At 48.5% G+C, this 26,079-nt stretch carries 22 protein-coding genes and 1 tRNA gene; 16 read left to right on the plus strand and 7 right to left on the minus strand.

Features of this window, described 5'->3' with window-relative positions; all coding sequences use genetic code 11:
- Positions 1-71: 71 nt before the first annotated feature.
- On the plus strand, positions 72-245 hold the full coding sequence (locus CHK_RS16720; RefSeq protein ID WP_160295557.1) for a hypothetical protein: 174 nt from the start codon (positions 72-74) through the stop codon (positions 243-245).
- Positions 246-251: 6 nt separating this feature from the next.
- Here CHK_RS16720 and CHK_RS17190 read toward each other — a convergent pair whose 3' ends face one another.
- Positions 252-452, minus strand: coding sequence for a KTSC domain-containing protein (locus tag CHK_RS17190; RefSeq protein WP_082103561.1), 201 nt, complete (start codon positions 450-452; stop codon positions 252-254).
- Between the two features lie 86 nt (positions 453-538).
- Here CHK_RS17190 and CHK_RS12985 point away from each other — a divergent pair, with 86 nt between their 5' ends.
- Positions 539-724, plus strand: a complete 186-nt coding sequence (locus CHK_RS12985; protein ID WP_046444512.1) for a hypothetical protein — start codon at positions 539-541, stop codon at positions 722-724.
- Here the strand turns inward: CHK_RS12985 and CHK_RS12990 are convergent.
- Complete coding sequence (locus tag CHK_RS12990) at positions 719-991, minus strand: hypothetical protein (RefSeq protein ID WP_046444513.1); 273 nt, start codon at positions 989-991, stop codon at positions 719-721. The genes CHK_RS12985 and CHK_RS12990 overlap by 6 nt on opposite strands.
- A 76-nt stretch (positions 992-1,067) precedes the next feature.
- Between CHK_RS12990 and CHK_RS12995 the strand changes: the two genes are divergently transcribed.
- Positions 1,068-1,322, plus strand: a complete 255-nt coding sequence (locus CHK_RS12995) for a phage holin (protein WP_046444514.1) — start codon at positions 1,068-1,070, stop codon at positions 1,320-1,322.
- A gap of 171 nt (positions 1,323-1,493) precedes the next feature.
- A complete protein-coding gene (locus CHK_RS13000; protein WP_046444515.1) occupies positions 1,494-1,931 on the plus strand; it encodes a DUF4214 domain-containing protein in 438 nt (145 codons plus the stop codon).
- Positions 1,932-2,007: 76 nt separating this feature from the next.
- On the opposite strand, the gene CHK_RS13005 is transcribed toward CHK_RS13000, so the two are convergent.
- From CHK_RS13005 to CHK_RS13015, 3 genes are all read right to left on the minus strand, one after another.
- Positions 2,008-2,595, minus strand: a complete 588-nt coding sequence (locus tag CHK_RS13005) for an SOS response-associated peptidase (RefSeq protein WP_046444516.1) — start codon at positions 2,593-2,595, stop codon at positions 2,008-2,010.
- Positions 2,596-2,642: 47 nt separating this feature from the next.
- Positions 2,643-3,884: a DNA polymerase Y family protein gene (locus tag CHK_RS13010; protein ID WP_046444517.1), complete on the minus strand. Its 1,242-nt coding sequence runs from the start codon at positions 3,882-3,884 to the stop codon at positions 2,643-2,645.
- Positions 3,885-4,105: 221 nt separating this feature from the next.
- Positions 4,106-4,181: transfer RNA gene (locus CHK_RS13015), tRNA-Ala, on the minus strand.
- A 193-nt stretch (positions 4,182-4,374) separates the two neighbouring features.
- Here CHK_RS13015 and CHK_RS13020 point away from each other — a divergent pair.
- From CHK_RS13020 to CHK_RS13040, 6 genes are all read left to right on the plus strand, one after another.
- Positions 4,375-5,079, plus strand: coding sequence for an ABC transporter ATP-binding protein (locus CHK_RS13020; RefSeq protein ID WP_046444518.1), 705 nt, complete (start codon positions 4,375-4,377; stop codon positions 5,077-5,079).
- A 4-nt stretch (positions 5,080-5,083) separates the two neighbouring features.
- Positions 5,084-8,587 (plus strand): FtsX-like permease family protein, encoded by a 3,504-nt coding sequence (locus tag CHK_RS13025; RefSeq protein ID WP_046444519.1) that lies wholly within the window; start codon positions 5,084-5,086, stop codon positions 8,585-8,587.
- Between the two features lie 163 nt (positions 8,588-8,750).
- Positions 8,751-8,927 carry a YlcI/YnfO family protein gene (locus CHK_RS16810; protein WP_165903532.1) on the plus strand — a complete coding sequence of 59 codons (177 nt, stop codon included), beginning with the start codon at positions 8,751-8,753 and terminating at the stop codon, positions 8,925-8,927.
- 65 nt (positions 8,928-8,992) lie between these two features.
- A complete protein-coding gene (locus CHK_RS13030) occupies positions 8,993-10,567 on the plus strand; it encodes a response regulator transcription factor (protein WP_046444520.1) in 1,575 nt (524 codons plus the stop codon).
- Positions 10,568-10,578: 11 nt separating this feature from the next.
- The gene (locus CHK_RS13035; protein WP_046444521.1) at positions 10,579-12,342 is read left to right on the plus strand and encodes a cache domain-containing sensor histidine kinase; all 1,764 of its coding nucleotides are present in this window, start codon (positions 10,579-10,581) and stop codon (positions 12,340-12,342) included.
- Complete coding sequence (locus tag CHK_RS13040; protein WP_046444522.1) at positions 12,339-13,334, plus strand: substrate-binding domain-containing protein; 996 nt, start codon at positions 12,339-12,341, stop codon at positions 13,332-13,334. The genes CHK_RS13035 and CHK_RS13040 overlap by 4 nt, the downstream gene beginning before the upstream one ends.
- A 76-nt stretch (positions 13,335-13,410) precedes the next feature.
- Here the strand turns inward: CHK_RS13040 and CHK_RS13045 are convergent, their stop codons facing one another.
- A complete protein-coding gene (locus CHK_RS13045) occupies positions 13,411-13,971 on the minus strand; it encodes a DUF6512 family protein (RefSeq protein ID WP_052740595.1) in 561 nt (186 codons plus the stop codon).
- A gap of 133 nt (positions 13,972-14,104) precedes the next feature.
- Here CHK_RS13045 and CHK_RS13050 point away from each other — a divergent pair, with 133 nt between their 5' ends.
- Positions 14,105-15,364, plus strand: a complete 1,260-nt coding sequence (locus tag CHK_RS13050; protein ID WP_046444523.1) for a homocysteine S-methyltransferase family protein — start codon at positions 14,105-14,107, stop codon at positions 15,362-15,364.
- Positions 15,365-15,398: 34 nt separating this feature from the next.
- Positions 15,399-17,054, plus strand: coding sequence for an outer membrane protein assembly factor BamB family protein (locus CHK_RS13055; protein ID WP_052740596.1), 1,656 nt, complete (start codon positions 15,399-15,401; stop codon positions 17,052-17,054).
- 145 nt (positions 17,055-17,199) lie between these two features.
- Here CHK_RS13055 and rlmD read toward each other — a convergent pair whose 3' ends face one another.
- Positions 17,200-18,543: a 23S rRNA (uracil(1939)-C(5))-methyltransferase RlmD gene (gene rlmD, locus CHK_RS13060; protein WP_046444524.1), complete on the minus strand. Its 1,344-nt coding sequence runs from the start codon at positions 18,541-18,543 to the stop codon at positions 17,200-17,202.
- 130 nt (positions 18,544-18,673) lie between these two features.
- On the opposite strand from rlmD, the gene CHK_RS13065 reads away from it, so the two are divergent.
- The 4 genes from CHK_RS13065 to CHK_RS13080 all read left to right on the plus strand — a co-directional run bounded on the left by CHK_RS13065 (position 18,674) and on the right by CHK_RS13080 (position 25,472).
- The gene (locus tag CHK_RS13065; RefSeq protein WP_052740597.1) at positions 18,674-19,837 is read left to right on the plus strand and encodes a mannitol dehydrogenase family protein; all 1,164 of its coding nucleotides are present in this window, start codon (positions 18,674-18,676) and stop codon (positions 19,835-19,837) included.
- 201 nt (positions 19,838-20,038) lie between these two features.
- Positions 20,039-21,301 carry a dihydrolipoamide acetyltransferase family protein gene (locus CHK_RS13070; RefSeq protein ID WP_046444525.1) on the plus strand — a complete coding sequence of 421 codons (1,263 nt, stop codon included), beginning with the start codon at positions 20,039-20,041 and terminating at the stop codon, positions 21,299-21,301.
- A 163-nt stretch (positions 21,302-21,464) separates the two neighbouring features.
- Positions 21,465-22,829 (plus strand): dihydrolipoyl dehydrogenase, encoded by a 1,365-nt coding sequence (gene lpdA / locus CHK_RS13075; RefSeq protein ID WP_046444526.1) that lies wholly within the window; start codon positions 21,465-21,467, stop codon positions 22,827-22,829.
- Between the two features lie 171 nt (positions 22,830-23,000).
- On the plus strand, positions 23,001-25,472 hold the full coding sequence (locus CHK_RS13080; RefSeq protein ID WP_046444527.1) for an alpha-ketoacid dehydrogenase subunit alpha/beta: 2,472 nt from the start codon (positions 23,001-23,003) through the stop codon (positions 25,470-25,472).
- The last annotated feature ends 607 nt before the right edge of the window (positions 25,473-26,079 follow it).

Genomic DNA, 26,079 nt, shown 5'->3' on the forward strand with positions numbered 1-26,079 from the left:
TTTAATGGCATCACGGATTCTGAGGAATTTAAAGCGATTGAAAAACAAATGGGATTTTAGGAGGATATAACATGAGCAAAATAAACGAATTACTAATTGCTTGTAAGGGTGCAGTCGAGTACCTGCGAATGTATTGTAATCCACATCAGGCCATCATTATTGACAACGAGAAAATAAAGATCGTAAGCGACGATGTTGGAATTCCTATGGACAATTCAGCCGATCAGCAAAAGCCAACCGGCTGAATCCTGTCAGACGCGCCTGTAAGAATGGCGTTTGTCAAGACGTGAGAGTTCAGAGCCTAAGGACGGGGAATTCATGAAGCTTTCATATTCGGCGCGAGAAACATTGTAATACTGGTAAATTGCGCCATCATGAAATTCAACTTCAAGGGTATCGTTTTCCCATCCGATGCTCCGAATCCGACTGGAAGAAACGGGATTGCGTAACATCTCAACCACCTCCCTTCTGCCCAAATATTAACACAGGGCAACGGGGAGGACAAGAGAGGCGTATTGAGTAAGAAAGGAGCAAGTACATGAAAATTCAAATTATAGAAATTGTAAACGGAGAGGCTTTATGTGGAAAAACTTGCGACAACATAGACGATGCAACAAAGTATGTTTCGCAACTTATAGGTGGCGGTGGAACAGAAAAGGTTGTAATAGAAAAAGCTACGACCACTGGCATGACCGTAGCTGATTCGACAGAAGAGCTATCATAAGTTTTCTTTAAGATATTCACTGACATTATTTGGGATGCCGCACCATGCGGCAACTCCCGTAAGCTCGGCGACAAATAACTTATCATCCGAATCCAGGACTGACATGAGATCGTCCCTGACGGTGGAGCAACTTGAAGGCGTAGAAATAAAGTAAGTAGATTCAGTGATTTGCGCCCAAATTCCATATGAGTGGATTTTCTCATAAAGATCATTATAGTTTTTGCCGCTTTTGCAAAGGTCATAAGATATTATTTTAGAGTTTGACATAAACAATCACCTCCCTTCTACTTCGATGTTAGCACATGGTAGAAGAATTTAATAGTATGAAAGGAAACGAATAATTATGAAAAATATTAACTGGAAGGTAAGACTGCAGAGCGGGGCGTTCTGGATTGGCGTTACAGGTCTTGTGCTTACGCTGCTGTATTACATTTTTGATCTCGTGGGGTTTATCCCTGCATACTCGCAGGAGCAGATCGTAAACGTTGTCATGATGGTTGTGCAGATTCTTTCCTTTATTGGAATTGTGACTGATCCGACCACAAAAGGGATTAAGGACAGCGAGCAGGCACAGGGGTATGAGAAGCCGAAAGAATGAGGACATGGGGCCGTCTGTAGCTTAGGTTGCGGACGGCTCTTTGTATGTCTCGAATAATATTAAAGCGTTGACATAGATATATTAAGGTGATTAAAATAAAGACAAAGGTATTCCCATCGCGGTAAGTCGTAAAAGCAAATGGACTCATGCAAAATAAGAAAGGGAAAGCAAATGAAAAAGAAAAGATTGGTTTCTATCTTTATTGTAGTGGTGCTCTTATTGACCTTTATTCCGACACTTGCATTGGCACAAGGGGAGATTTTCGGAACGCCCAGGGAATATATGAGAATCTCTTTTTTGAATGCCCTGGATCGTGGAGGCGATGATCAGACTATAAATGACTATACGAGCCTTGCTTTAAGACACGGCGCGGAAGTGGCGCTTTATAATATTCTATTCAGCCCTGAATTCACATCGAAGGATTATGACAATTCAACCTATGTAGAATACTTATACAAGACGATACTACATCGTGGATCAGATCCGGAAGGAAAAGCCCTGTGGGTTGGGCTTTTAAACTCAGGGACGTCGAGAGATGAAGTTTTTAGGGGGATAGTTCATTCGCAGGAGGCTAAGTATATTATCGAAGGACACTCGTTAAACGTATAGCAATGGGTGTGCGTTGGGAATATCTAAAAGAGAATAATATAAATATTGGGCGGCATTCTGCGGGGTGTCGCCTTTCTTATGTTTTAACCGCCTGGACTTCAAAAGGCGTGCGATCCAAAAAGTCTTTTAACCGCGCACCGGACAACCAACCATCAAATTCATCCTTATGCAGCAGGATTGGCATTCTATTGTGATACGGCTCTACGCTTTTATTCGCTTCTGTGGTGAGGATCGTGAACCGTTCATGTATTGGCTCGTCTTTCTCAGCAAATACATTATAGAACCCTGCAAGGTAAAGCGTGTTGCTGCCCGGGTTGCGGAACAGGTATTTTTCCTTTTTCTTTGTATCGGGGACAGCCTTCCATTCGTAAAAGCCGGAGGTGGGGATCACTGCAGGGTGCGTGAGCAGCGCATTGCGGAACATATTTTTCTGGAGGGCGGTTTCTGCCCGTGCGTTAAATACTACACCCTTTGCATTCCAGCGGGGAAATCCCCATACCATACCTCGCGGTACAATCCCGTGATCTGATCTCACAAGAACCGGCGCAATATCTGTTGGGAATATTTCGCCTGTCTTTACCCGGATTTTTTGTAATTTTTCCACCTCGCGGCATATCTGGCGAAGTTCTTCTTCATCTACGTCAATATAATATCTTCCACACATTCTGTTTACTCCTTTTATTCTGATACCCACGGCCCGGCAGGTCAAAACTACCGATACATCGCTGCAGGCATTCGCATTTTCTCAGCCGGGGAATCCACAGGGACTTTAGAGCCCTTAAGCAGCAGGGCGGGGACAATGGCGGTGCGTCCGAACATTTCCCGTATCTTCTCGATTGTTTTTTCAATGCAATCTGTTTTATTCCGCTGCGTTTGATCATCAAACAAAGTCACCTGATCAGGATAATTCACTGATACAAGGTCTATCGCGCGTACCGTAATCGCTCTGACCGGACAGCGCCATTCGTACCGCTTTTTAAACAGGTCAAGCGCCGCGTTTGCAAGCTCATGCCATGACTGTGTAACATGGTCGAGTTTGCCCTGGTATTCCCGGTAGGCAAGGTTGATATCCTTTACAGATATTTGAATTCGCCGCGCAAGGAACCCGTGCTTTCTCATGGAATGTGAAACGCGCTGCGCCCGGTCTATTATGACCTGCTTCACTTCGTATTCGTTTACGAGATCAGCCATGCAGGTGATACCGCGCCCAATGGATTTGATTGGCGGTTCGTAGCCATAGGTACAGATGCGGGCCATGTCAAGGCCGTTCGCAAACTCCCACAGCCATATGCCGCGAATGCCGAACCATGATTTCATAAGCTGTTTATCAATTTGCGCCATTTCACCGATTGTATGAATGTTCATATGGTTAAGTTTGCGGCGGGTGGCGCGCCCCACAAAGATAAGCTCCTCCACAGGCAGGGGCCACACAATGTCTTTGTAATTATCCTTTGATATCACAGTGACAGCATCCGGTTTCTTGTAGTCGCTCCCAAGCTTGGCAAAGGTTTTGGTAAAGGATACTCCAACCGAAACGGTAAGACCCAGCTCGTCTTTTATCGTTTCCTTTATTTGATGCGCGATCTCTTCACCGTTACCAAACAAATGGGTACTACCGGTTACGTCAAGCCACGCCTCGTCTATGCCGTATGGCTCGATGAAGGAAGTAAAGCGGTTATATATTGCGTGTACCTTCTTTGACGCAAAAATATAATCCTCCATGTGCGGCGAGACCGTTACGAGGCCCGGGTATTTCTGTTTTGCCTGCCAGATGACTTCACCGGTCTTGATGCCAAGGCGTTTGGCTATCTGGTTTTTGGCAAGCACAATACCATGCCGTTCTTCCTTTGAACCACAGACGGCGAGCGGGACATTTTTCAGGCCCGGATCGATCATACATTCTACCGACGCATAGAAATTGTTTAAATCGGAATGCAAAATAATACGCTCCATTTGATATACCCCCTACTGTTTATCAATGAGTGTATTACTCATTATATATGGGGGATGGAACATCGACGGTTAAAATCACGAATATTATAGAATTTTAATGTTGGGATGATTAAGACGCTCTAAAAAACTGACCGGCTTTTATTTTCACAATCGCATAAAACGTGTAAGAAACGTGTATAGAAAAAAGAAAACCCGCTATATAAGCGGGATATTCTTGCATATGGTGGAGCATAGGAGATTCGAACTCCTGACCCCCACAATGCCATTGTGGTGCGCTACCAGCTGCGCTAATGCCCCAAAATTTGATCTGCAATGAATTATATCATGGGAAAGAAATTTTGTAAATGCGTTTCTGTATGGAAAATAAGTCCATTAATATATTTAGAGACCGGATTTTATGAGGTATTCAAATTCAATTCATACTTTTGGGCTATTATGATATAATAATATCGCTGTAAAAACGCGGGTTTGAAAGGGCGGCAGGATACAGATGGACAGTTTTGTTCAGGTAAAAGACGTATACAAAAGATACCGGATGGGCGAGGTCACGATAGCCGCGTCCAATGGGGTTTCCTTCGAAATAGAAAAAGGCGAATTCGCGGTGATTGTCGGATCGTCGGGCGCGGGAAAAACAACGGTGCTCAATATCCTCGGCGGCATGGATCACTGCGACGAGGGCTCTATCATTGTGGACGGGCAGCTTGTCAGCAGTTATTCGTCAAAGCAGTTGATCGAGTACAGGCGCTACGACATTGGATTTGTGTTCCAGTTTTATAATCTGGTGCAAAACCTGACGGCAAAAGAAAACGTAGAGCTTGCCACACAAATTTGCAGGGAGCCGCGCGACGCGGAAACAGTGCTGCGCGAAGTGGGGCTGGGGGAACGGCTCGATAATTTCCCGGCGCAGCTTTCCGGCGGGGAACAGCAGCGCGTTTCCATTGCCCGTGCGCTCGCAAAAAACCCAAAATTGCTATTATGCGACGAGCCGACGGGCGCACTCGATTCGGAAACGGGAAAAACGATTTTGAAGCTGCTTCAGGATACCTGCAGGCAAAAGCATATGACGGTTATAGTGATTACGCATAACCATGCAATCACTCCAATGGCAGACAGGATTATCACGATGAAAAACAGCAAGGTGGAGAGCGTGAAGCTCAACGAGCATCCGGTACCGGTAGAGGAGATAGAGTGGTAGGCGTATGAAATCCAACTTGGTTAAGGAAACGCTGCGAGAAATATGGAAAAGCCGCAACCGTTTTTTTTCGATATTAGGAATCGTTGCGTTGGGCGTTGCTTTTTTTGTGGGAGTCAAGGTAAGCTGCCCTGATATGAAGCTTACCATGGAGCATTACTATGAGGATACAAACCTTGCGGATATGCACCTAGCTTCCACTTATGGGTTTAATGAAAACGACCTGAAAGCCATCGAGGCGGAGGCGGGGATTCGCGGAATTATGCCTGCCTATTCGGTGGACGCTTTTGTAGATACCGGTTCGCGCGCCGATACGATTGTTAAGGTGCTTTCTTATGACACCAAAGCCCAAAGGGATACGAATAACGACATCAACCGCCCTGTTTTAAAGGAGGGGCGCATGCCCGAAAACCCGGGCGAATGCGTGGTGGAGAAGAATATCCATTCGCCAAAGGAATTTGAGATTGGCAACCAGATTTCCCTGCTCCCCGGAAAAAAGGACGATGACATATCCGATACGCTAAAGGTAGATAAATTCACGATCGTTGGGATTGTGGAGTCGTCTTCCTTTATTTCGTTTGATCGTGGAAAAACACAGATCGGCGATGGGGAAATCGATACGTTTATGTTTATTCCGGCGGAGGATTTCAATCTTGACGTGTATACGGACGTGTACCTGACGCTCGATTCCACCGCGGGGCTTTCGCCCTTTGAGCAGCCCTATAAGGATGCGGTAGCAGCCGCTGTCAAACAGTTTGAAACGGTGGCTGATTCGCGTGAGGAGCTGCGTTACGACGAAATCAAAAGCGACGCGCAGCAGCAGATTGACGATGCGAAAGCCGAGCTTGCGGATGGGGAGCAAAAGCAGCAGACAGAGCTTGCGGATGCACAGCAAAAAATAGATGACGCGCAGCAGCAGCTGGACAGCGGCAGGAAAACGCTGGAACAAAAGCGGCAGGAGTATAACGACCAGATTGCCGCAGCCCAACAGAAAATAGAGGATTCCCGCAGCCAGATTGCAGATGGGGAAAAGGAATATGCGGCGGGCCTTGCAGAGTATCAAAATGGTATTGCCGAATTTGAAGCGCAGAAACCGGAAACAGTGAAAACGCTGGAAGGGCTTGAGGCACAGGCAGACAGCCTGCGTAAGCAGATCGCAGACGGAGAACAGCAGATCACCCAGGGGCGTACGCTTGCAAACGGCGTAAAAAGCGTAAGGGATTCCTTTGCGAATACGTTTGTACCAGACCTTTCCTATCTTCCTGCTGAGGTTGCGGCTGTTATCAACGCTTCTTCGGCGCTGGATGCGCTATTACCTGAGGGCACATTGCCGCAGGGGGTGAGCGTGAAGGATATGCTGCAGCAATATGTACAGCTTGATCCTTCGGATCCATCGCAGGCCGCGCAAAAGGCGGCGCTTGGAACGCAGCTTGACGCGGTGGTAACAGGCGTTCATGCTGCGCTCGATGGGATGGAAGCGGAGCTTGCGCCTGCAAAGGCCGGACTTGAACAGCTTCAGCAGGGAATCGATGACGGTTATGCGCAGCTTGGAGCGGCACAGGGCAGGCTGGACGAAGCAAAACAAAAGCTTGACGCATCACGCGCACAGCTTGACGACGCGCAAAATCAGGTGGATTCCGGTCAGGCGGAGCTTGACAATCAGAAAAAATCAGGCGCGCAGGCCCTTGCAGATGCTCAGGAAGAGCTGGACGACGCGGACGCGAAGCTGGCACAGGCGCGAATCGATTATGAGAACGGTAAAAAAGAATCTGATGGAAAAATCGCGGATGCAAAGGAGCAGATTGCAGATGCAGAGCAAAAGCTTGCGGATGTAAAGCAGCCGGTTTGGTATGTGTGGGACAGGGACAACAATCCGGGGTATTCCAGCTATCAGGAGGACGCGGAAAAGGTGGAATCGATTTCGCAGGTGTTCCCTGTATTCTTTATCCTTGTAGCAGCGCTTGTGTGCCTGACGACAATGACGCGCATGGTGGAGGAGCAGCGCACCCAGATCGGAACGCTCAAGGCTCTTGGCTACAGCAGCCGCGCAATTATGGCGAAATATTTGTGGTATGCGATCCTCGCAAGCGTAATTGGCAGTATAATCGGCCTGTGCGTTGGGTTTACGCTCATGCCGGCGGTGATTATCAACGCATATCAGCTGCGTTATTTTATGCCCGCGCCGATCACGCCGTTCCGTCTCGATTATGCTTTGATCTGTACGGCGGTTGCGGTTGCGTGCACAGGCTTATCCGCATGGGCCGCGGGATATAAAGAGCTGCGGGAGCATCCTGCCCAGCTGATGCGGCCCAAGGCCCCGCCTTCCGGAAAGCGGGTATTGCTTGAAAAGTGGACGGCGCTTTGGCAGAAGCTTAATTTTACGACCAAGGTGACGATCAGGAACCTGTTCCGGTATAAAAAACGCGTGCTCATGACAATAATCGGCATCGCAGGGTGTACTGCGCTGATGCTGACCGGATTTGGGCTGCAATATTCGATTGGCGTAATCGTTACGAAGCAGTTCGACGAGATTTTTGTTTACGACGCAATGGGCGCGCTTGACAGTGAAATTACGGACGATGGAATCGCAAAGGTTGAGCAGCGGCTTACGGATATGCCCGGGGTAAGGGACGACCTGATGATTTCCTATCAGGGGATGGACGCGGAGGCAGCGGGAAAAAAGGCGAGCGTAAGTACGTTTGTGCCGCAGCAGCCTGATGAGATCGGCGATTATATTGTGCTGCGTACGCGGGAGGGGCATACGCCCTTGCGTCTTTCGGACAGCGGGACGATCATCAATGAAAAGCTGGCAAAGCTGCTCAGCCTCAAAGTGGGCGATACCTTTACGCTCGAGGATGCGGACGGGAATCAGGCGGACGTACTGATTGAAGGCATTACGGAAAACTACACGATGAATTATGTATACATGACGCCAGGCTATTACAGCCAGGTATTTGGTAAGGCCGCGCCTGTCAATAGCTTTGTGCTGAACGCGCAGGAGGGTGCGGATATCAGCGCCCTTTCGGAAGAAATCCTGCAAAATGACGAGGTGCAGGGGGTTTCCCTTGCGGAAAGTACGGTGTCCCAGTTTGGGGATATTGTAGACAGCCTTGGCAGTATTGTGCTCGTGCTGATCGTGTCTGCGGGAGCGCTCGCGTTTATCGTGATGTATAACCTTGTGAACATCAATGTAACAGAACGGCTTCGCGAGCTTGCAACCATCAAGGTGCTTGGTTTTTACGATAAGGAGGTTTCGGCCTATATCTATCGTGAAAACACAATATCAGCGGTGATTGGGATGCTTGCCGGCCTTGTAGGCGGGATATTCCTGGAGAAATTTGTAATTTCGACTGCGGAGGTGGATATTGTGATGTTTGCGCCGGAAATACCCTTTACGGCATTTTTGTATTCCGGCCTGCTCACCATGGCGTTTGCGCTTATCGTAAATTTTGTACTGCATTTCAAGCTCAAAAAGATCGATATGGTGGAATCAATGAAGTCAATCGAATAAGAATCGTTTCACATTCTGTAAAGCCTGCTTTGACGCTTTTGCCCGGCGTCCGGCAGGCTTTTTTTGATTGCAAGTAAAATAGCAATTAAATTTTACTTGTATTTTATAGTGCGATATTCGCTTACACTATTTATAACAGATGAAGGGGAACAGGTAGAACCATATGAAAGCTTTTGAAGTCAAAAAACCGACATCTTCCAATAAAACAATACGGATGCCCGACGAGCTGATCGGCAGGCTGGAGCAGCTGGCAAAGGAAAAGGATATTTCCTTTAACAAGCTTGTGGTACAGTGCTGTGAGTTTGCGCTGGACAATTTAGGGGAGCAGGACGAAGAATGACGCGTTGGAAGTGTGAGCGCAGGTTTTTTTAAAATGATAACGCAGCAACAAAGCAAGGGTTGGATATGTATAGAATATTAATTGTGGACGACGAGCCGCTGGTGCGGCGCGGCATCACGAAAAGTGTAAACTGGAACGAGCTGGATATTGAAATGGTAGCGGAGGCGGAAAACGGCATCGAGGCAATGGAGCAGGTGCTGGAAAACGTCCCTGATATTATTTTGCTCGATATTTGTATGCCGCGAATGGACGGACTGGAATTTGCAAGCATTGTAAAGAAGCAATACCCGAATATTAAAATCGTGATCATTACGGGCTTTGATGATTTTGAATATGCGCGCAGCGCCCTGCGGAGCGGTGTGGACGATTATATTTTAAAACCGATCACAAAGGAAATGGTTGCAGGCGTGGTACGCGCCCAGCTTGACAGAATCGAAGAGGAACGAGAGAAAAAAGAACCGGAGAAGGCAAACGACGCAAAAGCCGCGGCGATCCTCAACTCTGTTTTGAAGCAGGAGGCCCGCTCGCAGCAGGAGATTCCTTCCTTTTGCGAATATACCGGCCTTGAGGACAAGGACGTTTATTTTGTGATCATGAAGGATTATCTGGCGGATTGCAAAATGTGGAGCGAGGAAACGGACGACCAGCTGGCGGAATTTGCGATTTTAAATATCGCGGGCGAGCTTTTGCAGAGCGCGGGAAACGGCTTTGCTTTCGAGACCTATAAAAACGAGCTCGCAATGGTTATATGCGGTAACCAAAGGCACAAGCTGGAGCATATCCTGACAGAGATATACGAGAATATACTTGGTTTTATTGAAATCCCCGTAGATTTTGCGATTTCAGCTGCCGGCGAATTAAAGGAGCTTCCGCGTATGGCAGAGCAGGCGCGGCAGGCACTTACATGTACGTTTGTCCTTACAGACCAGAATGTTATTTTTTATGAGGACATTATAACGCACCGGGAGTCCGAATTTTCTTATCCCGAGCAGATTGAACGTGAAATTCTGGCTGCAATGTTCGCAAACGATACGAGTGTCCAGCAGACAAATGAACAAATCAGCGAGTTTTTCAGGCGGGTAAAAGAGGTAACGCCGGATGTTGCAAAGTGTAAAAGCATGCTGCTGCGGCTGCTGCTCAAAATATCCAATACGATTGAATCTGTAAACAGCAGGATGCAGGCGCAGAGCGACCACCAGGTGGTGTCGTTTGATCCTGTACGGCTGCTGGAAACCTTCAATACGATGGATGAAGCGGAGATATGGCTCAAAAAGCTGTATGCGGAGACGATTGACTATGTCTCGTCCATGAAATCGAGGACAGGGCAGCTATTTTTGAAAATCAAAAATTATATTGAGAAGAATTATGGGGAAAGCAGCCTGAATCTCAAAAAGTGCAGCGAGGACCTGTTCCTGAGTTCAGGATACATCAGTATGACGCTGAAAAAGAGTACCGGAAAAACATTTGTAGATTACCTCAACGAGTTTCGCGTGGAAAAAGCCGCACAGCTCCTGACGCAGCCGGAAAGCAAGGTTTACGAGGTTGCTATGGAGGTTGGTTTTACACATCAGACCTATTTCAGTTCCGTATTCAAGAAGATCATGGGAACGTCGCCCAAGCAATATAAGGAGCAGTGTTAAAGGAGGATGCGGTGAAAAGAGCGCCCATGCCCAAAAAAATATCGACGCTGATCATAATGTATTTTTCTTTATTCATGGTTGCGATTTTGATTGCAATGAGCGCGATCTCTTATTACTATTCCTATCAAAACATGAGGGAAAGGACAATCGCGGATACAACCGTGGTACTTTCCCAGGTTGGAAAAAACATCGGACGGTATATCACCAATGCAAAGGATATCACGGGGATCATTAATGCGAATACGGATATCATCGATACCCTGCAGGAGGATAAATTCTATAACGACACGCAAAAGCTGCTTGCAAGAAGGAGCTACGAGCGTTTTTTGAAGGACATCCCAAAGATTGGAGACGGAATTGTTTCTGTGTTTATCTTCGGCAAAGATAACATTCCAATCTATGTGCAGGATGGCCTTGCAATGAAAACGGATTACGACATAACGCAGGACGAGTGGTTCAAAAAGGTGCAGGACGATACGAGCGGCGAGTGTGAGATCACCGGGACAAGCGTACGCGTCATGACAAAAACAAATAACCCGTGGGTTATTTCCCTGTCGCGCCGGATTGTAGACGAGAACAATGAGGTTGTGGGGACGCTGCTTCTGGAGCTTAATTATGCGGTCATCGACTCCATACTGAGCGATATCAACCTTGGATCAAAAGGCTATGTTTTCATTGTTGACAGCAACGGGAACATGGTCTATCATCCGCAGTTGCAGCTCATATATTCCGGGCTGAAAAGCGAGAATGTAGACGCGGTATTGAAGCATTCGTCATCCACCATAGACCTTCCTGAAGAAAACAAAATGTATACGATCAGCAATGTGCCGGGGACGGATTTTTCCATTGTGGGCGTTACCTTTCAGGACGAGCTGGTGGCGACCGCGAACGAAATGAATTTGATCTATGTGATCCTTGCGCTCCTGATGGTGCTGCTTGCGTTTATTGGCTCTGTACAGCTTGCCAAGGTGATCACAAAGCCGCTCGATAAACTGGGGCTTGCCGTGAACGAGGTAGAGCAGGGAAACCTTGACGCGAACTTCAATATCCACGGGACGATTGAGGTGGAAAAACTGGGGACCTCCCTAAGCTCTATGACCAACACAGTCAAGCAGCTTTTGGAGCAGATCATGGAAGATCAGGAAAAAATACGTTCAAGCGAGCTGAAAGCGCTTCAATCGCAAATTAACCCGCACTTTTTGTATAACACGCTGGATTCGATCATATGGATTGCAGAGGATGCAGGCAACGAAAAGGTAAAGGAAATTACCATGGCGCTCGCAAATTATTTCCGCATCGTGCTTTCGTCAGGAGAGGAAATCATTACTGTTGAAGAGGAGATCGAGCACGTCAGGAGCTATCTCGTAATCCAGAAAATGCGGTATGAAAACCTTGATTTTGAGATCACAATGCAAAAGGATGTGCTGAAGCTTTATATGCCAAAGCTCCTGCTGCAGCCCATTGTTGAAAATGCGATTTACCATGGGATCAAAAACAATCCGGGCGGCGGAAAAATCAGCGTAAACGGTATGATCAGGGATGGGGAGCTGGTATTCGAGATTACGGACAATGGCCGTGGAATGCGTCCGTTTGAACTGAAAAACAGCTTTAAGAGCAGTGAAAAAAGGCGCGTTCGCCACGGAGGAGTGGGGCTTAATAATATTCGCGAACGGATCAGCCTGTATTATGGAGACCATTACGGCGTGCAAATACAGAGCGAATTCAAACGCGGGACGCGCGTAACCGTGACGTTACCCATAAAGGAGCAGAGATGAGCAAGAAAACCTATTACAGTATTATAGCGGTCATTGTTGCGGCGGTTTTCGTGATGCTCGGCGTTTTCTGGGTGAAATCGGAGGAAAGCAAGGAAAGCATAACGGCAGTGTTTGTCAGCAAATCAACGCAAAAAGGCTTTGAGTTCTGGAATCTCGTAAAGCAGGGTGCGGAGGAAGGCGCAAAGGAATTTGGCGTAAATCTTAAGGTAACCGGCCCGAATGCAGGGGACGACGCGCCGCTTTCCGAGTCGGACGCGCAGGCGCAGATCAGGCAGCTTGAAGAAGCGATCGAGCAGAAGCCGGATGTTATCCTGCTCGCGGCTGTGGATCAGGATAAGCTGCTTCCCTATGCAAAAGAGGCGATGAACCGGGGGATAAAGCTTGTCATGGTGGATTCCGGCCTGTCGGAAAATATTGAAGATTGTTTTGTGGGGACGGACAATTATGTTGCGGCGGGCAGCGTAGGAAGGCAAATGTCCCAATATATTGGAAATGAGGGAAAGGTGGCGATTATCTCTCACCAGATGATGACCTCCACGTCCATAGAACGTATCGCCGGCTTTGAGGACGCGCTTGGACGCGAAGGCGTGCAGGTGATTGGAAAATACGATATAGGCGACAGCGTCGAACTGGCATACACGACAACGCTGCAGGTGCTGGAAGAAAATCCGGACCTCAAAGGGATCTTTGCAACAAACCAGATATCTGCGGAGGGCGTGAACAAAGCGCTTCTGGAAAGCGGAAAATATGATACGGTTGCGTTCTTTGCCATCGACAGCTCAAACGCACTCAACGAGGGTATGGAAAAAGGCGCGGTAAAGGGCGTTGCAGTGCAGATGCCGTTTAACATGGGATATATGGGGATCAAGGCAGCCGTAGACCTCGCGAAAGGGAACTCCATCGCAAAAGAGATCGATACTGGTTTTGCATTTGTGACAAAGGAAAATATGCGGCAGGAAGAAATACAAAAGCTGATTTATCCGTTTGTATAAAAGAAGGTGGAGATCAAAAAAGCCCGGCAGCAATACCATGCCGGGCTTTTTTACTGGTATGGATTTGCCTGCAGGCTTATCCGGGGAAGCCGAAGCTGCCTGTAACGGAATCCTGGAACAATGGAATTTCAGGCGGGAAAGCCGTAAAGAAAAGCTCCATTGCGAGAATTGCGGCGAACAGGATCACAATCAGCAGGAACACATTGTCGAAATCCGTGCCTGAGGTATAAAAACGGTAAGATAAATAGAAAACGAGGATCGTAAGCACAAAAGTGAAAATGATGTCTATGATCAGGCTTTCCATTCCAAACATACCGGAATAGGTATAGAAAAACGTAATCATCAGCAGCAATATGAGAGACATGGAGAGAGTCTTTGCCGCAAAGAATTGCCGGAAATCAGGCCTTAAAATAAAATATTCGGCAATCGAGTAAAACAGGAATGGGAAATATACGATCTTCGTGTGCTCCCATACGCTCTCATTGACCGCTGCAAAAATGCCGACAAAGGTATTGTCTCCCGACCATTCAAAAAGAAAGTGGAAAACAGGCGCAAGGATACATACAATAATCGCTCCGATGATTTCGAGACGCTTCAAATCCTGATCCGGAAGGGAAAGCATGTTCCTTTGATTCATAGTATGATACCTCCTGAAAATACTATTACATTAATAAACCGTTCACTGTAAAAAACACAAATTTTGTTCGCATAACAAGCCTTCATGAAGTATAATAAAAGAAATGCGACAGGCGGAAAAAGGAGAGGCTGATATGGGAATACTGTCTGAGGAAATCAAAAAAAGGGTGTTGCTGTACGATGGATCCAAGGGGGTTATGCTGCAGATGGGAGGCCTTCCTGGCGGCGAGAGCGCCGAGGAATGGAATCTTTCACATCCTGAAAAGGTACGTGAGGTTTATAACGGATATATCGATGCGGGTTCGGATATCATCCAGACGAACACCTTTTGTGCAAACAGGCCGTCCCTGCAAAATCACGGGCTCGCCGAAAAACTGTATGAGATCAATTTTGAAGGGGCGCGGCTTGCGCTCGAGTGCGCCGAAGGTAAAAATGTCATGGTTGCGGCCTCGGTCGGGCCGACCAGCTTGTTTTTCCAGCCGGCAGGGGACATGACCTTTGAAAGCGCTGTCGGGATTTTTAAAGAGCAGCTTGCGCCGATTAAGGATGCAGGTGTGAAAATCATTAATTTTGAGACGTTTACGGATCTCAATGAAATGCGTGCGGCGATGGTTGCGGCGACGGAACTTGGAGAATTGGAAATCATTTCCAGTATGACCTTTGATGGAGGACGCACAATGTCCGGCAATACGCCGCAGGTATGCGCGGTCACATGCGGTGCGATGGGTGCGGCGCTTGCAGGTGCGAATTGCTCCGGCGGACCGGACAGCCTGTTAGAGCCGATCAATCAAATGGAACAGGTTTCAATAACGCCGCTTTGCGTAAAACCAAATGCAGGCCTGCCGGAAATGGAATCGGGTGTCGCCGTTTTCAGGCAAACGCCGGAGGATTTTGCAAAGCTGACGCCGGAATTTATAAAAGCAGGCGTGCGCCTGATTGGCGGGTGCTGCGGAAGCGGGCCGGATCATATCAGGGCGATGCGGCGGGCAGTTGACGCGGCGCAATGCGCTGCAATGCCGGCAGCGGAGAAAAAAATGCTTGCTTCACCCTATGAAGTGGTGGAATATACGCCGGATATGCAGCTCGCGGAAATGAACCTTGATGTGGACAGTGTGCGGAACGGCGTTGCAGGCGGGGACTTTTTTTGCCTGATGGATGCGATACCGGCAGGTGTGGACGATGCGGATGCCGTGATTCTTAATTTTGGTGGTCTGAAGCCTGATTTTGATATGTGGGGCTTTGCATCCACACTTGGTATGTTTGTGAAAAAGCCGGTCATAATAAAAGCAGGCCGGGAAATTGCGCAGGCATTCCTGCGCTGCTATGCGGGACGGGCAGGAATCCTTTGTACGGAGGAATGCCGTGGGCTTTACGGCGCGCTGGAACTGCAATAAATCAGGAACATGATTTTAAGGAGATAATAGACAGATGAAAACAAACCGCTTTATTAGGATTTTTATGATGGCGCTCGATACGGTCGTCCTGTTTTTTCTGGGGCTGTTCCGCAAATTCAGTAAGGTGTACCGCTATGAAGCGACGGAACAAAATAATTTGGAGCAACAGCCGCATGCGGTGAAGGGAACCTCGCCGGAGGTGCTTGGCATTCAACCGGAGCTCGAGCTGGACGGCGAAGCGGTATCGAATTATGAAAGGCCGGATAAAATTGATTTCCCGCTGACATCGCCCTATACGAAGATGCAGGGCGTCGTAACCTTCCGCGGGGACAACTTTCGAAGCGGCGCAACCTACGGCACGCTTACAGGCGCGCCCAAAAAGCTGCGGGAAGGCTGGGCTGTTACCACGGGAAGGCTGGAAAAGGGTTATGGAAAAGGATATTGGACGGGCAGCGGATGGACTGGACAGCCGCTTATTGTGCGCTGGGATGACCAGCTGAAAGCAGTGATGAACCTTTATCCGCACAAAAAGGAAAAGAAGGGTCTTGTAGAAGCAATTTATTCCACAATGGACGGCAACGTTTATTTTATCGATATCGAGGATGGGGAAAAGACGAGGGACGACCTTCATGTAGGGCTTCCCTTTAAAGGCGCGGGCGCCCTTGATCCGCGCGGTATTCCGCTTTTGTACCTTGGCCCGGGAGACTCGTGCGGCGACGAACCCGCGCGGGGATTTATCTACAGCCTGATCGACTGTAAAAAGCTGTATGAATTCGGCGCGCAGGATCCGTTCTCGCTTCGCAAATTCCACGGATACGACAGCTCCGTACTGGTATCGGAAAGTACGGATACCCTGATTGCGCCCGGTGAAAACGGAATCATTTATACGATGAAGCTCAATACCAAATTTGATATAAAAACGGGAGAGCTTTCCATTGATCCGTCGCAGATTGTGAAGCTGCGGTACCGGACAAGCCGCTCGAGCGAGCAAAGCTATTGGCTGGGCATGGAGGACAGCGGCGTAATCTGGAAAAATTACCTTTACATTGCCGATAATGGCGGCACGATGATGTGCATAGACCTGAACACCATGAAAATCATCTGGGCGCAGGACGTTGTGGACGATACAAACGGCTCGCCGGTATTTTCTGTAGAGGATGGGGTTCCTTACCTTTATATCGCAACCTCGCTGCACTGGACGGCAAGCCGCAGATTGAAGCTAGGAGATGTGCCGGTCTTTAAGATCAATGCAATTACAGGGGAGTATGTATGGAAGCATACCTATTTGTGTAATACCGTCGCGGGTATATCCGGCGGCGTACAAGCGACCTGCATCAATGGGAAACAAAATATTTCGGATTTGGTTATTTTTCCGGTTGCACGTACGCCCCAGGTGCGTACAGGAATCCTTGCGGCGCTCGATAAAAAAACCGGAGAAACCGTGTGGGAATTTAATACCGGTAAATATGTATGGAGCTCGCCGGTTGACCTGTATGATGGGAACGGAAACGCTTATATCATAACGTGCAATTCCGTAGGAGACATGATGCTTCTTGACGGACGCAGCGGTAAGCTGATAGACAGGATAAACCTTGGCGCCAATATAGAAGCGTCTCCGGCAGTGTTTGGCGATACGCTTGTTGTCGGCACAAGGGGGCAGAAGATATATGGAATCAAAATAGAGTCCTGATTTTTTATGGAAACCGAATAATGGAAACCGACAAAGCAGCTCCGGTCGTATAGTATATGGCAGGAGCTGTTTTTGGCTTGGAATACATAAAATAAGGAAACAAAAAAGAGCCGGTTCCGGCAAAAGCGGGCGGGCTCTTTTTGATCTATTTGCGTTCAAGCACTGTCACGCACTCCACGTTAGTGGTTTGCGGGAACATATCGACAGGCTGGACGACGCCGGCACGGTAACCAAGCTCTTCAAAGAGCGCGAGGTCACGTGCGAGCGTGGATGGGTTGCATGACACATAGCCGATTTTTGGAATGCCGGAATTTGCAAGCATCCGGACAACTTTTTCGTCGAGGCCTTTTCGTGGAGGATCGACAATTACTGTGTCGATTGTTTCCGATTCCAGTATGGAGGGCAGCAGCTTTTCCGCGTCTCCCGCGAAAAATTCTGCGTTTTCAATACCGTTAAGCCTCGCGTTGAATTTTGCGTTCAGGATGGCCTGTTCTACGATTTCCACGCCAATTACCTTTCCTGCCCGCTGGGCGGCGCACAGCGAGATTGTACCCACGCCGCAGTAAAGATCGAGGACCGTGTCCGTCTTGCATAGCGAAAGCTGCTTGAACAGGGTGTTATATAAAACCTCCGCCTGGACGGAATTGACCTGCAAAAAGCTTTCCGCACTGATTTTGAAATCGAGTCCGCACAGGGTCTCGAAGATATGGTCTCTGCCGTGTATGCAGATGGATTTTTCACCCATGATTACATTGGTTCTTTGCTTATTGATACTTAGCATAATGGATTTAACCTGCGGAAGAACGAATTCAAACAACATGATAAGATGCGACCGGTGCGGGATATCCTCGCCGTTAATGCACAGCACGAGCATAATATCGCCCGCTTTGTTTTCGCGCAGCACAATATGCCGCAGCAGGCCGGTATGCGTTTTTTCATCATAAATAGATATGCCGTTTTTAACGATCCAGACGCGCAGCTGGGACATCACGATCTCCAGATTATGCGGCTGTATCTTGCAGTCGTCCACATCCACAATACGGTGTGAATGCCTTGCATAAAAGCCGATATCCACATTCATGCCGTTCTGCCGGAGGGGGAAGGCCGCCTTGTTGCGGTAGCGGTATTCCTGCCGGTCGGGGAGCGGAAAATTGACCGGCACACAAAGCCCTGCGATACGCTCCATGCAGCTTAATACGTGGTTATGCTTAAAGGTCAGCTGGCCCGCGTAGGAAAGATGCTGCAGCGTGCAGCCGCCGCACTTGCCAAATACATGACAGGGAGGCTTCACGCGCATAGGGGAGGGCTCTGTAATTTCCTCCAGTTTGCCGACTCCATAATTTTTTTTGAGCGCGATCATCTTGGCACGAACCGTTTCGCCGGGGAGCGCCCCGTCCACAAATACGGCAATGCCTTCGTGGTGTCCGATGCCCTGTCCGTCTGTTCCGATGTCATCGATCATAAGGGTAATAAAATCATTCTTTTTCATAAAAAATATTATACCAAAATCAAACGGAATATGATATAGTAAGTACTGATGATTTATAACATATTTTGTGAATAATTATCACAAAATAGACGAATAATATGTGAGTATGAGACAAACCGGAGGGATCACAATGAAAAAAGCAGTTATGTACGGTGCGGGCAACATTGGCCGCGGATTTATTGGAAAGGTGCTTTCTGAGAGCGGGTACGAGGTATGCTTCCTCGACATCGTCCCGGAAGTGATTGACGCATTCAACAAAAACCATGAATACAGGGTGCACATCGTTTCCAACGACGGGGACCATTACGACGTTGTGAAGAATGTGGAAGCGGTAAATGCAAACACGCCCGAGGCGGCAGAGCGCATCGCGGACTGCGACCTGATGGCGACTGCGGTAGGCGTGAATGTGCTTCCGTACATCATTGATAATATTGCGAAGGGTATTGCGCTGCGTATGGAGCGCGGTGGAAAGCCGCTTAATATCATCCTTGCGGAAAACCAGCTGAATGCGGACCAGATCATGCGGGATTATATTTACGAAAAGCTAAACGATGGGCAAAAGAAATGGGCGGACGAAAACCTGGGGCTGGTGGAGGCGTCTATTGGGCGTATGGTGCCGCCGCTCACTCCAGAGGAACGCGCGGCGGATCCGCTTGCAATCGCAGTGGAGCCCTATGCGCTGCTGCCGGTGGACAGCGACGCTTTCCGGGGCGGTATACCGGACCTTGTAGGCCTTGTGCCGTATTCACCGTTTGGCTTCTACATCAAAAGAAAGCTGTTTATCCACAACATGGGACACGCGATGTGCGCGTACTTTGCATGGCAGAAGGGTTATGAGTACATCTGGCAGGCTGTGCAAGATCCGGAGATCAGGAAAATGGCAGAAGCGTCCATGAACGATACGGCAAATGCGCTGCACAAGCAGTACGGCGTTCCGCTCAGCGAGATCACAGACCATGTACAGGATTTGCTGACAAGGTTTGAAAACAAAGCGCTCAAGGATACGGTTGTGCGTGTAGGCGGGGATCCGGTACGCAAGCTCCGTAAGGACGACAGGCTTGTTGGCGCTGCGCTTTATTGCCTTGAATACGGCACGAAGCCGGAAGGAATCGTGAAAGGAATCGTCGCGGCATTGCACTTTAATAATCCGGATGACAAATTTGCCGTGCAAATCCAGGACGATTTAAAAAAGAATGGTCTCGATGCGGTGATTGAAAAATATATGGGAATTGCGGCTTCGAGCGAGCTTGCAAAGATGATCAAAAAGGAATATGCGGCAGGTTCCGAAAAATAGCTGTTTTTTGGACGGTTATTTCTGCGAAAAAGTCCCATAATCCATTGACAACAGCAGTGTAAATTTGTTACAATAAGCACATAAAAATGTTAAATTTTAACATGGTTATGTGCTTATTTTGTATCTGGATGATTTTTAACATAAAAAGTTAACATTTATTAAATGTTTTAACAAATTTAGAGCTTATGGAGGTAATATTCGATGGCAACAGCGGTAATTATGCCAAGACAGGGACAATCTGTTGAAAGCTGCATCATCACAAAGTGGAACAAAAATGTGGGTGACAGCGTAGCCGAGGGCGACATCCTGTTTTCGTATGAAACAGACAAAGCGTCCTTTGAAGAAGAAGCAAAGGTTGCGGGAACGATGCTCGCGATTCTGGCAGAAGAGGGCGACGACGTTCCGTGTCTTGAAAATGTATGTGTGATCGGCGAACCCGGCGAGGACGTTTCGCAGTTTGCGGCGGCGACAACAGTAGACGGCGGCGAGCCTGCGGCGGCTCCTGTAAAGGAAGAAGAGCCTGCAGCGGCAGCTCCGGCAACGGCGGCTGTTGCGGCGACCGGAAGCGTTGCGGAAGGCGACTTTGTAAAAATTTCCCCGCGCGCCAAGGGCATTGCGGAAAACCAGATGCTTGACTACAAGCAGGCGGTACCCACAGGCCCTAACGGCAGAATTATTGAACGCGACATTCTGGAGCTTTCCAAAAATGGCGGCGCAGCGGTTGTAGCGGCACCAGCGGTTGCACAGGCGACGGCAGCGGCACCAGCGGCGGCATACGAAGACGTGAAGCTTGCGAATATCAGGAAGGTGATCGCAAAATCCATGCACGCATCCCTTTCGGAGATGGCGCAGCTTACGCACTCCTTCTCGTTTGATGCAACGCAGATCATGGCTTACCGCAAAATCGTCAAAGAGAACGCGGAAAAGATGGGCCTTGCAAACATTACCTTCAACGATATCATCCTGTTTGCGGTTTCAAGGGTTCTTCTGAACCACAAGGACCTCAACGCGCATTTCTTGGGCGACAAGATGAGATATTTTACGGACGTAAACCTTGGTATGGCGGTAGATACGCCCAGAGGGCTTCTGGTTCCGACGATTTTTGGCGCAAACAAAATGTCGCTTAACGAGATTGCGATTGCAGCCAAAGACCTTGCAAAGCAGGCGCAGGAGGGAACGATTTCACCGGATTTACTTTCGGGCGCGTCCTTCACGGTATCCAACCTCGGCGTATTTGGCGTAGAGCACTTCACGCCGGTTATCAACCCGCCGCAGACGGGTATCCTCGGTGTGAACAACATCCAGACAAAGCTCAAGATGGTGGACGGCGAAGCGGTTCCGTACCAGGCGATGGGAATTTCCCTCACGTACGACCACAGGGCGCTCGACGGCGCGCCGGCGTCGCGTTTCGCACAGGAGCTGTGCAAAACACTGGAAAACTTTATGGCATTGCTTGCGAAATAAGTGTCAGGCAGTCCGAAGCTTCGCAATACGGTGTCAACGAAAATTTACTGCTCGGTTACGTATGCCATCAATACGCGCCCTCGCGTAAATTTACCGTTTCCTTGTCTTGCGAAGCTTCAATCCAGCCTGACCTCGGTGGTGTGAAAGACTTTGGAGGTTATTTATGAGTTATGATTTAGTAGTTTTGGGCGGCGGCCCTGCGGGTTATCTTGCCTGCGAAAGGGCTGCGCATGAAGGCTTAAAAGCAGTATTGATTGAAAAGAGAAACGTAGGCGGCGTGTGCCTGAACGAAGGCTGCATCCCGTCAAAAACATTCCTGTATTCCGCAAAGCTGAAGGACGGCGCGGAGCACGGCGACAAATACGGCGTTGTATGCAAAGGCATCGAGATCGACCATAAGGCGGTTGTTACGCGTAAAAACAAAGTCGTAAAAATGCTCACCGGTGGGATCGCGGCAACACTCAAAGGACTTGGCGTTGAGTGGGTGAAGGCAGCGGGCGTAATCAAAGGCAAGGGCGCGGACGGCTATGAAGTAGAAGCCGACGGCAAGGTATATGCGGGAAAACGCCTGCTGATCGCAACGGGCAGCGAGGCGGCTATGCCTCCGATCGACGGCCTGCGCGACCAGTACGAAAAGGGCTTTGCACTCACAAACCGTGAAATTCTCGACATCGAGAGCGTCCCGAAGAAGCTTGTTGTAATCGGCGGCGGTGTGATCGGCCTTGAGATGGCAAGCTATTTCAACTCTGCAGGCAGCGAAGTGACCGTGATCGAAATGCTCGACCAGATCGGCGGGCCGATCGATGCGGACATCGCAAAGCTTCTGAAAAAGAATTACGAGGATAAAGGCATTACCTTCAAAATGGGCTGCAAGGTCACAAAGATCGAAAACGGCGCTGTCGTTTACGAAGAGGCCGGCAAATCCCAGAAGGCGCAGTGCGATAAGACGTTGGTCTGCATTGGCAGAAAGGCGAATACGCAGGGAATCGGACTGGAAAACATCGGCGTACTCATGGAGCGCGGCGCAGTTGTGACGGATGAGCACATGAAGACCAATATTCCGGAAGTATACGCCGCAGGCGACGTGAACGGCAAGTCTATGCTTGCGCATACGGCATACCGTGAGGCGGAAGTTGCAATCAATAATATGCTTGGTAAAAAAGACAAAATGACATACAATGCGATCCCGGGCGTGATTTACACGAATCCTGAGGTTGCAGGCGTTGGCGAAACAGAGCAAACCGCAAAGGCCAAAGGCCTTGATGTTACGGTGAAAAAGGTTCCGATGCAGTTTTCAGGCCGTTATGTGGCAGAGAACGAAGGCGGAAACGGCTTTGTCAAAATTATCGTTGACAATAAATGGAATAAAATTGTGGGCGTGCACATGATCGCGAATTATTCTTCTGAAATCATCTGGGGCGCGGACGCTCTGGTTGCAAAGGAAATGCCGATTGACCAGATCAAGAAGATTGTATTCCCGCATCCAACCGTATGTGAGATCATCCGCGAAGCGATTTGGCAAATCTGAGCGGCGCATCCTGAATTTTGATTGCGCCGGTGCAGGCCGCGATGAACGCTAGGTTCTATCACGCACTGCGCCGCCGTCAAAAATCAAGCCTGCCTCCACTCATCTTTTCCCAATCAGCAGATGAGATGAATTCAGTAATTATTTAAGTGTCAATATAAAAGGAGAAAAACAATGACAAAAAGTTTGGTAATTGATCCGAAGAAAATGAGAAAGCCGGGTAAGATCACCTTCAAAGATATTCCGATGAATGTGTATCAAAAGTCGGTTAAGGATGAAGTGAAAAACTTTACCAAAGAGCAGTTCAAGAACATCTACAGGGATATGTGGGTTGTTCGCGAATTTGAGACGATGCTGAACATGATCAAAACAACAGGACAGTACGAAGGCATCGAATACAACCATCCGGGCCCGGCCCATCTTGGTATCGGACAGGAAGCGGCTTACGTAGGACAGGCGTTTGAGCTTGGCATCGAAGACTTTACCTTTGGTTCCCACAGGAGCCACGGCGAAATCCTTGCAAAGGGTATGTCCTCCATTGAGAAGCTGAGCGACAAAGAACTTGAAGACATCATGGAAAACTTCTTTGACGGCGAAACATACGCTGTTGTAAAGGAGCATACGCAATATAAAAATATCAAGGACATGGCAAGGGAGTTCCTGCTCTACGGCATGATCGCAGAGACATGGGGACGCCAGACAGGCTTCAACAGGGGTCTTGGCGGATCGATGCACGCGTTCTTTATTCCGTTTGGCATCTTCCCCAACAACGCGATCGTAGGCGGCAGCGCGCCGATTTCTACAGGCGCTGCGCTCTTTAAGAGAGTAAACCAGAAGCCGGGCATGGTCGTTTGTAACATCGGCGACGGCTCCATTGGCTGCGGACCGGTTTACGAATCCATGAACTTTGCTTCAATGGATCAGTTCAACAAACTTTGGGACGACGAACACAAGGGCGGCCTCCCGATTATCTATAATGTTTGGAACAACAGCTACGGCATGGGCGGACAAACCTGCGGAGAGACCATGGGTTATGAAGAGGTTGCACGCCTTGGAGCAGGCGTAAACCCGCTCGAGATGAATGCTGAGCGTATCGACGGTATGAACCCGCTCGCAGTGATCGACGCATATCGCCGCAAGAGAAAAGTGATTGAAGACAGGAAAGGCCCGGTGCTGCTGGATGTTGTTACCTACAGGATTTCCGGCCACAGCCCGTCAGACTCTTCTTCCTACAGGACGAAGGAAGAGATCGCTATGTGGGAAGAGATCGACTCCATCAAGGTGTTCGGACAGCAGATGGTCGAAGCCGGCGTTGCAACGGAAGAAGAGCTCAAGGAAATCGAGCTTGGAATCAGGAAAGATATGGTTTGGGCAGTTAAGCTTGGTAAGGACGAGACAATCTCGCCCAGAATCGATCTTGAAAAAGATCCGAATGCGATTGCCGATATGATGTTTACAAATCTCGAAATCCCGAGCATGGATACGACAAGAAAGCCGGACGTGCTGATGCCCAAGGAAGAGGATCCGCGTGTTCAGAAGCTTGCGAAAAAGGTCAGAAGCGCTTACGATGAAAACGGTAAGCCGGTTTCGAAGAACAAAACATACCAGATCAGGGACGCGATTTTTGAAGCGACCATCGATAAATTCTATCAGGATCCTACGTTTATCGCTTACGGCGAAGACAACAGGGATTGGGGCGGTGCATTTGGCGCTTACGGCGGACTTACGGAAGCAATTCCGTATCACAGGTTCTTCAACTCCCCGATTTCCGAGGCGGCAATCGTCGGTACGTCTGTTGGTTATGCAATGGCAGGCGGCCGCGTAATGTCCGAGCTTATGTATCTTGACTTTATCGGCCGCGCGGGTGACGAAGTGTTCAACCAGATGTCCAAATGGCAGGCAATGAGCGGCGACGTTCTGAAAATGCCTTTCGTCCTGCGCGCATCCGTTGGTTCCAAATACGGCGCACAGCACTCTCAGGACTGGTCCGCACTGTGCACGCACATCCCGGGACTCAAGGTTGTGTTCCCGGCCACTCCTTACGACACAAAGGGGCTGCTGAACGCAGCGCTTAACGGAACAGATCCGGTTATCTTCCTGGAAAGCCAGAGAACGTATGACTACGGCGAAATGTTCCAGAAGGAAGTGCCGGCGGAATATTATGAAGTTAAGATCGGCGAGCCGGATGTTAAGAGGGAAGGAAAAGACCTCACAATCCTTTCTGTTGGCGCGACGCTGTACAGGGTAACAAAAGCGGCGGACATCCTCCAAGAGAAATACGGTGTTTCCGCAGAGATCATAGATGCGCGTTCGCTCGTTCCGTTCAACTATGAGAAGGTTCTGGAATCTGTGAAGAAGACAGGCAAGATCATTATCACGGGCGACGCCTGCGAGAGGGGTTCGCACCTCAAAGACTTTGCACAGACGATCAGCGAGCTGGCGTTTGATTACCTTGACGCTCCTCCGATTGTTGTTGGCGCTAAGAACTGGATCACGCCGGCGCACGAGCTCGAAGAATACTTCTTCCCGCAGCCGGAATGGATTGTTGACGCGGTACATGAGCGCATCATGCCTCTGCCGGGCCATACATGCACATCAAACCAGACAGAGCTGCAACAGCTTGAAAATGCGAAAAAAGGTGTCTGATCAGGTTAACAAAACAGATAAAAAGCGGTATACGAAAGTATACCGCTTTTTTTATAAAATTTTATACGAGAAAATAACAGGTGCAAGGCTTAAAACGGCCGTTTTTGACAATGCAGGTAAACGTCCAAAGGTTTCCCGCATCTGTTTCATAAGACAGAAATAAATCACTATTTAAAAATTTGTGCTTATTTTCCAAAATAAAAAACAGAAAAAGGTATTGACAAAAAAGTGGAATCGTTTTATTATTTAGCTAGATGGTAAAACGATTTAACTAATATAACATCAAGATATACAATCAGTTGCACAAAGACAATACAGAATATTCACGAAAAAACATAAAATATAAAAACAGATAAAAACCTGATTTATTTGACAAAAGTTAATGGGCGTTTTTTGTTAGATTCTTGCTATAAAATGGTTGGGTTGAATCATGTTATAAAGATAAAACGATTTAATGAATAAAAGGAAACAAAGGGAGGAAAAAGAAATGACATTAGGGACAATGGCGGTAGACCATGAGCAGAGGATCGATTACGACAAGCTGAGGAAGGACCGCCTGGAGAAAACGCGGGAGCAGATGAAAAAGGACGGGCTTGGAGCGGTGCTG

This window comes from Christensenella hongkongensis, from assembly GCF_000981035.1.
GTDB lineage: Bacteria > Bacillota > Clostridia > Christensenellales > Christensenellaceae > Christensenella > Christensenella hongkongensis.

Excerpts from the sequence above, each read along its gene's own strand:
- CHK_RS16720 (WP_160295557.1), top strand. The coding sequence starts at position 72 with ATGAGCAAAATAAACGAATTACTAATTGCTTGTAAGGGTGCAGTCGAG.
- CHK_RS17190 (WP_082103561.1), bottom strand. The coding sequence starts at position 452 with ATGTTACGCAATCCCGTTTCTTCCAGTCGGATTCGGAGCATCGGATGG.
- CHK_RS12985 (WP_046444512.1), top strand. The coding sequence starts at position 539 with ATGAAAATTCAAATTATAGAAATTGTAAACGGAGAGGCTTTATGTGGA.
- CHK_RS12990 (WP_046444513.1), bottom strand. The coding sequence starts at position 991 with ATGTCAAACTCTAAAATAATATCTTATGACCTTTGCAAAAGCGGCAAA.
- CHK_RS12995 (WP_046444514.1), top strand. The coding sequence starts at position 1,068 with ATGAAAAATATTAACTGGAAGGTAAGACTGCAGAGCGGGGCGTTCTGG.
- CHK_RS13000 (WP_046444515.1), top strand. The coding sequence starts at position 1,494 with ATGAAAAAGAAAAGATTGGTTTCTATCTTTATTGTAGTGGTGCTCTTA.
- CHK_RS13005 (WP_046444516.1), bottom strand. The coding sequence starts at position 2,595 with ATGTGTGGAAGATATTATATTGACGTAGATGAAGAAGAACTTCGCCAG.
- CHK_RS13010 (WP_046444517.1), bottom strand. The coding sequence starts at position 3,884 with ATGGAGCGTATTATTTTGCATTCCGATTTAAACAATTTCTATGCGTCG.
- CHK_RS13020 (WP_046444518.1), top strand. The coding sequence starts at position 4,375 with ATGGACAGTTTTGTTCAGGTAAAAGACGTATACAAAAGATACCGGATG.
- CHK_RS13025 (WP_046444519.1), top strand. The coding sequence starts at position 5,084 with ATGAAATCCAACTTGGTTAAGGAAACGCTGCGAGAAATATGGAAAAGC.
- CHK_RS16810 (WP_165903532.1), top strand. The coding sequence starts at position 8,751 with ATGAAAGCTTTTGAAGTCAAAAAACCGACATCTTCCAATAAAACAATA.
- CHK_RS13030 (WP_046444520.1), top strand. The coding sequence starts at position 8,993 with ATGTATAGAATATTAATTGTGGACGACGAGCCGCTGGTGCGGCGCGGC.
- CHK_RS13040 (WP_046444522.1), top strand. The coding sequence starts at position 12,339 with ATGAGCAAGAAAACCTATTACAGTATTATAGCGGTCATTGTTGCGGCG.
- CHK_RS13045 (WP_052740595.1), bottom strand. The coding sequence starts at position 13,971 with ATGAATCAAAGGAACATGCTTTCCCTTCCGGATCAGGATTTGAAGCGT.
- CHK_RS13050 (WP_046444523.1), top strand. The coding sequence starts at position 14,105 with ATGGGAATACTGTCTGAGGAAATCAAAAAAAGGGTGTTGCTGTACGAT.
- CHK_RS13055 (WP_052740596.1), top strand. The coding sequence starts at position 15,399 with ATGAAAACAAACCGCTTTATTAGGATTTTTATGATGGCGCTCGATACG.
- rlmD (WP_046444524.1), bottom strand. The coding sequence starts at position 18,543 with ATGAAAAAGAATGATTTTATTACCCTTATGATCGATGACATCGGAACA.
- CHK_RS13065 (WP_052740597.1), top strand. The coding sequence starts at position 18,674 with ATGAAAAAAGCAGTTATGTACGGTGCGGGCAACATTGGCCGCGGATTT.
- CHK_RS13070 (WP_046444525.1), top strand. The coding sequence starts at position 20,039 with ATGGCAACAGCGGTAATTATGCCAAGACAGGGACAATCTGTTGAAAGC.
- lpdA (WP_046444526.1), top strand. The coding sequence starts at position 21,465 with ATGAGTTATGATTTAGTAGTTTTGGGCGGCGGCCCTGCGGGTTATCTT.
- CHK_RS13080 (WP_046444527.1), top strand. The coding sequence starts at position 23,001 with ATGACAAAAAGTTTGGTAATTGATCCGAAGAAAATGAGAAAGCCGGGT.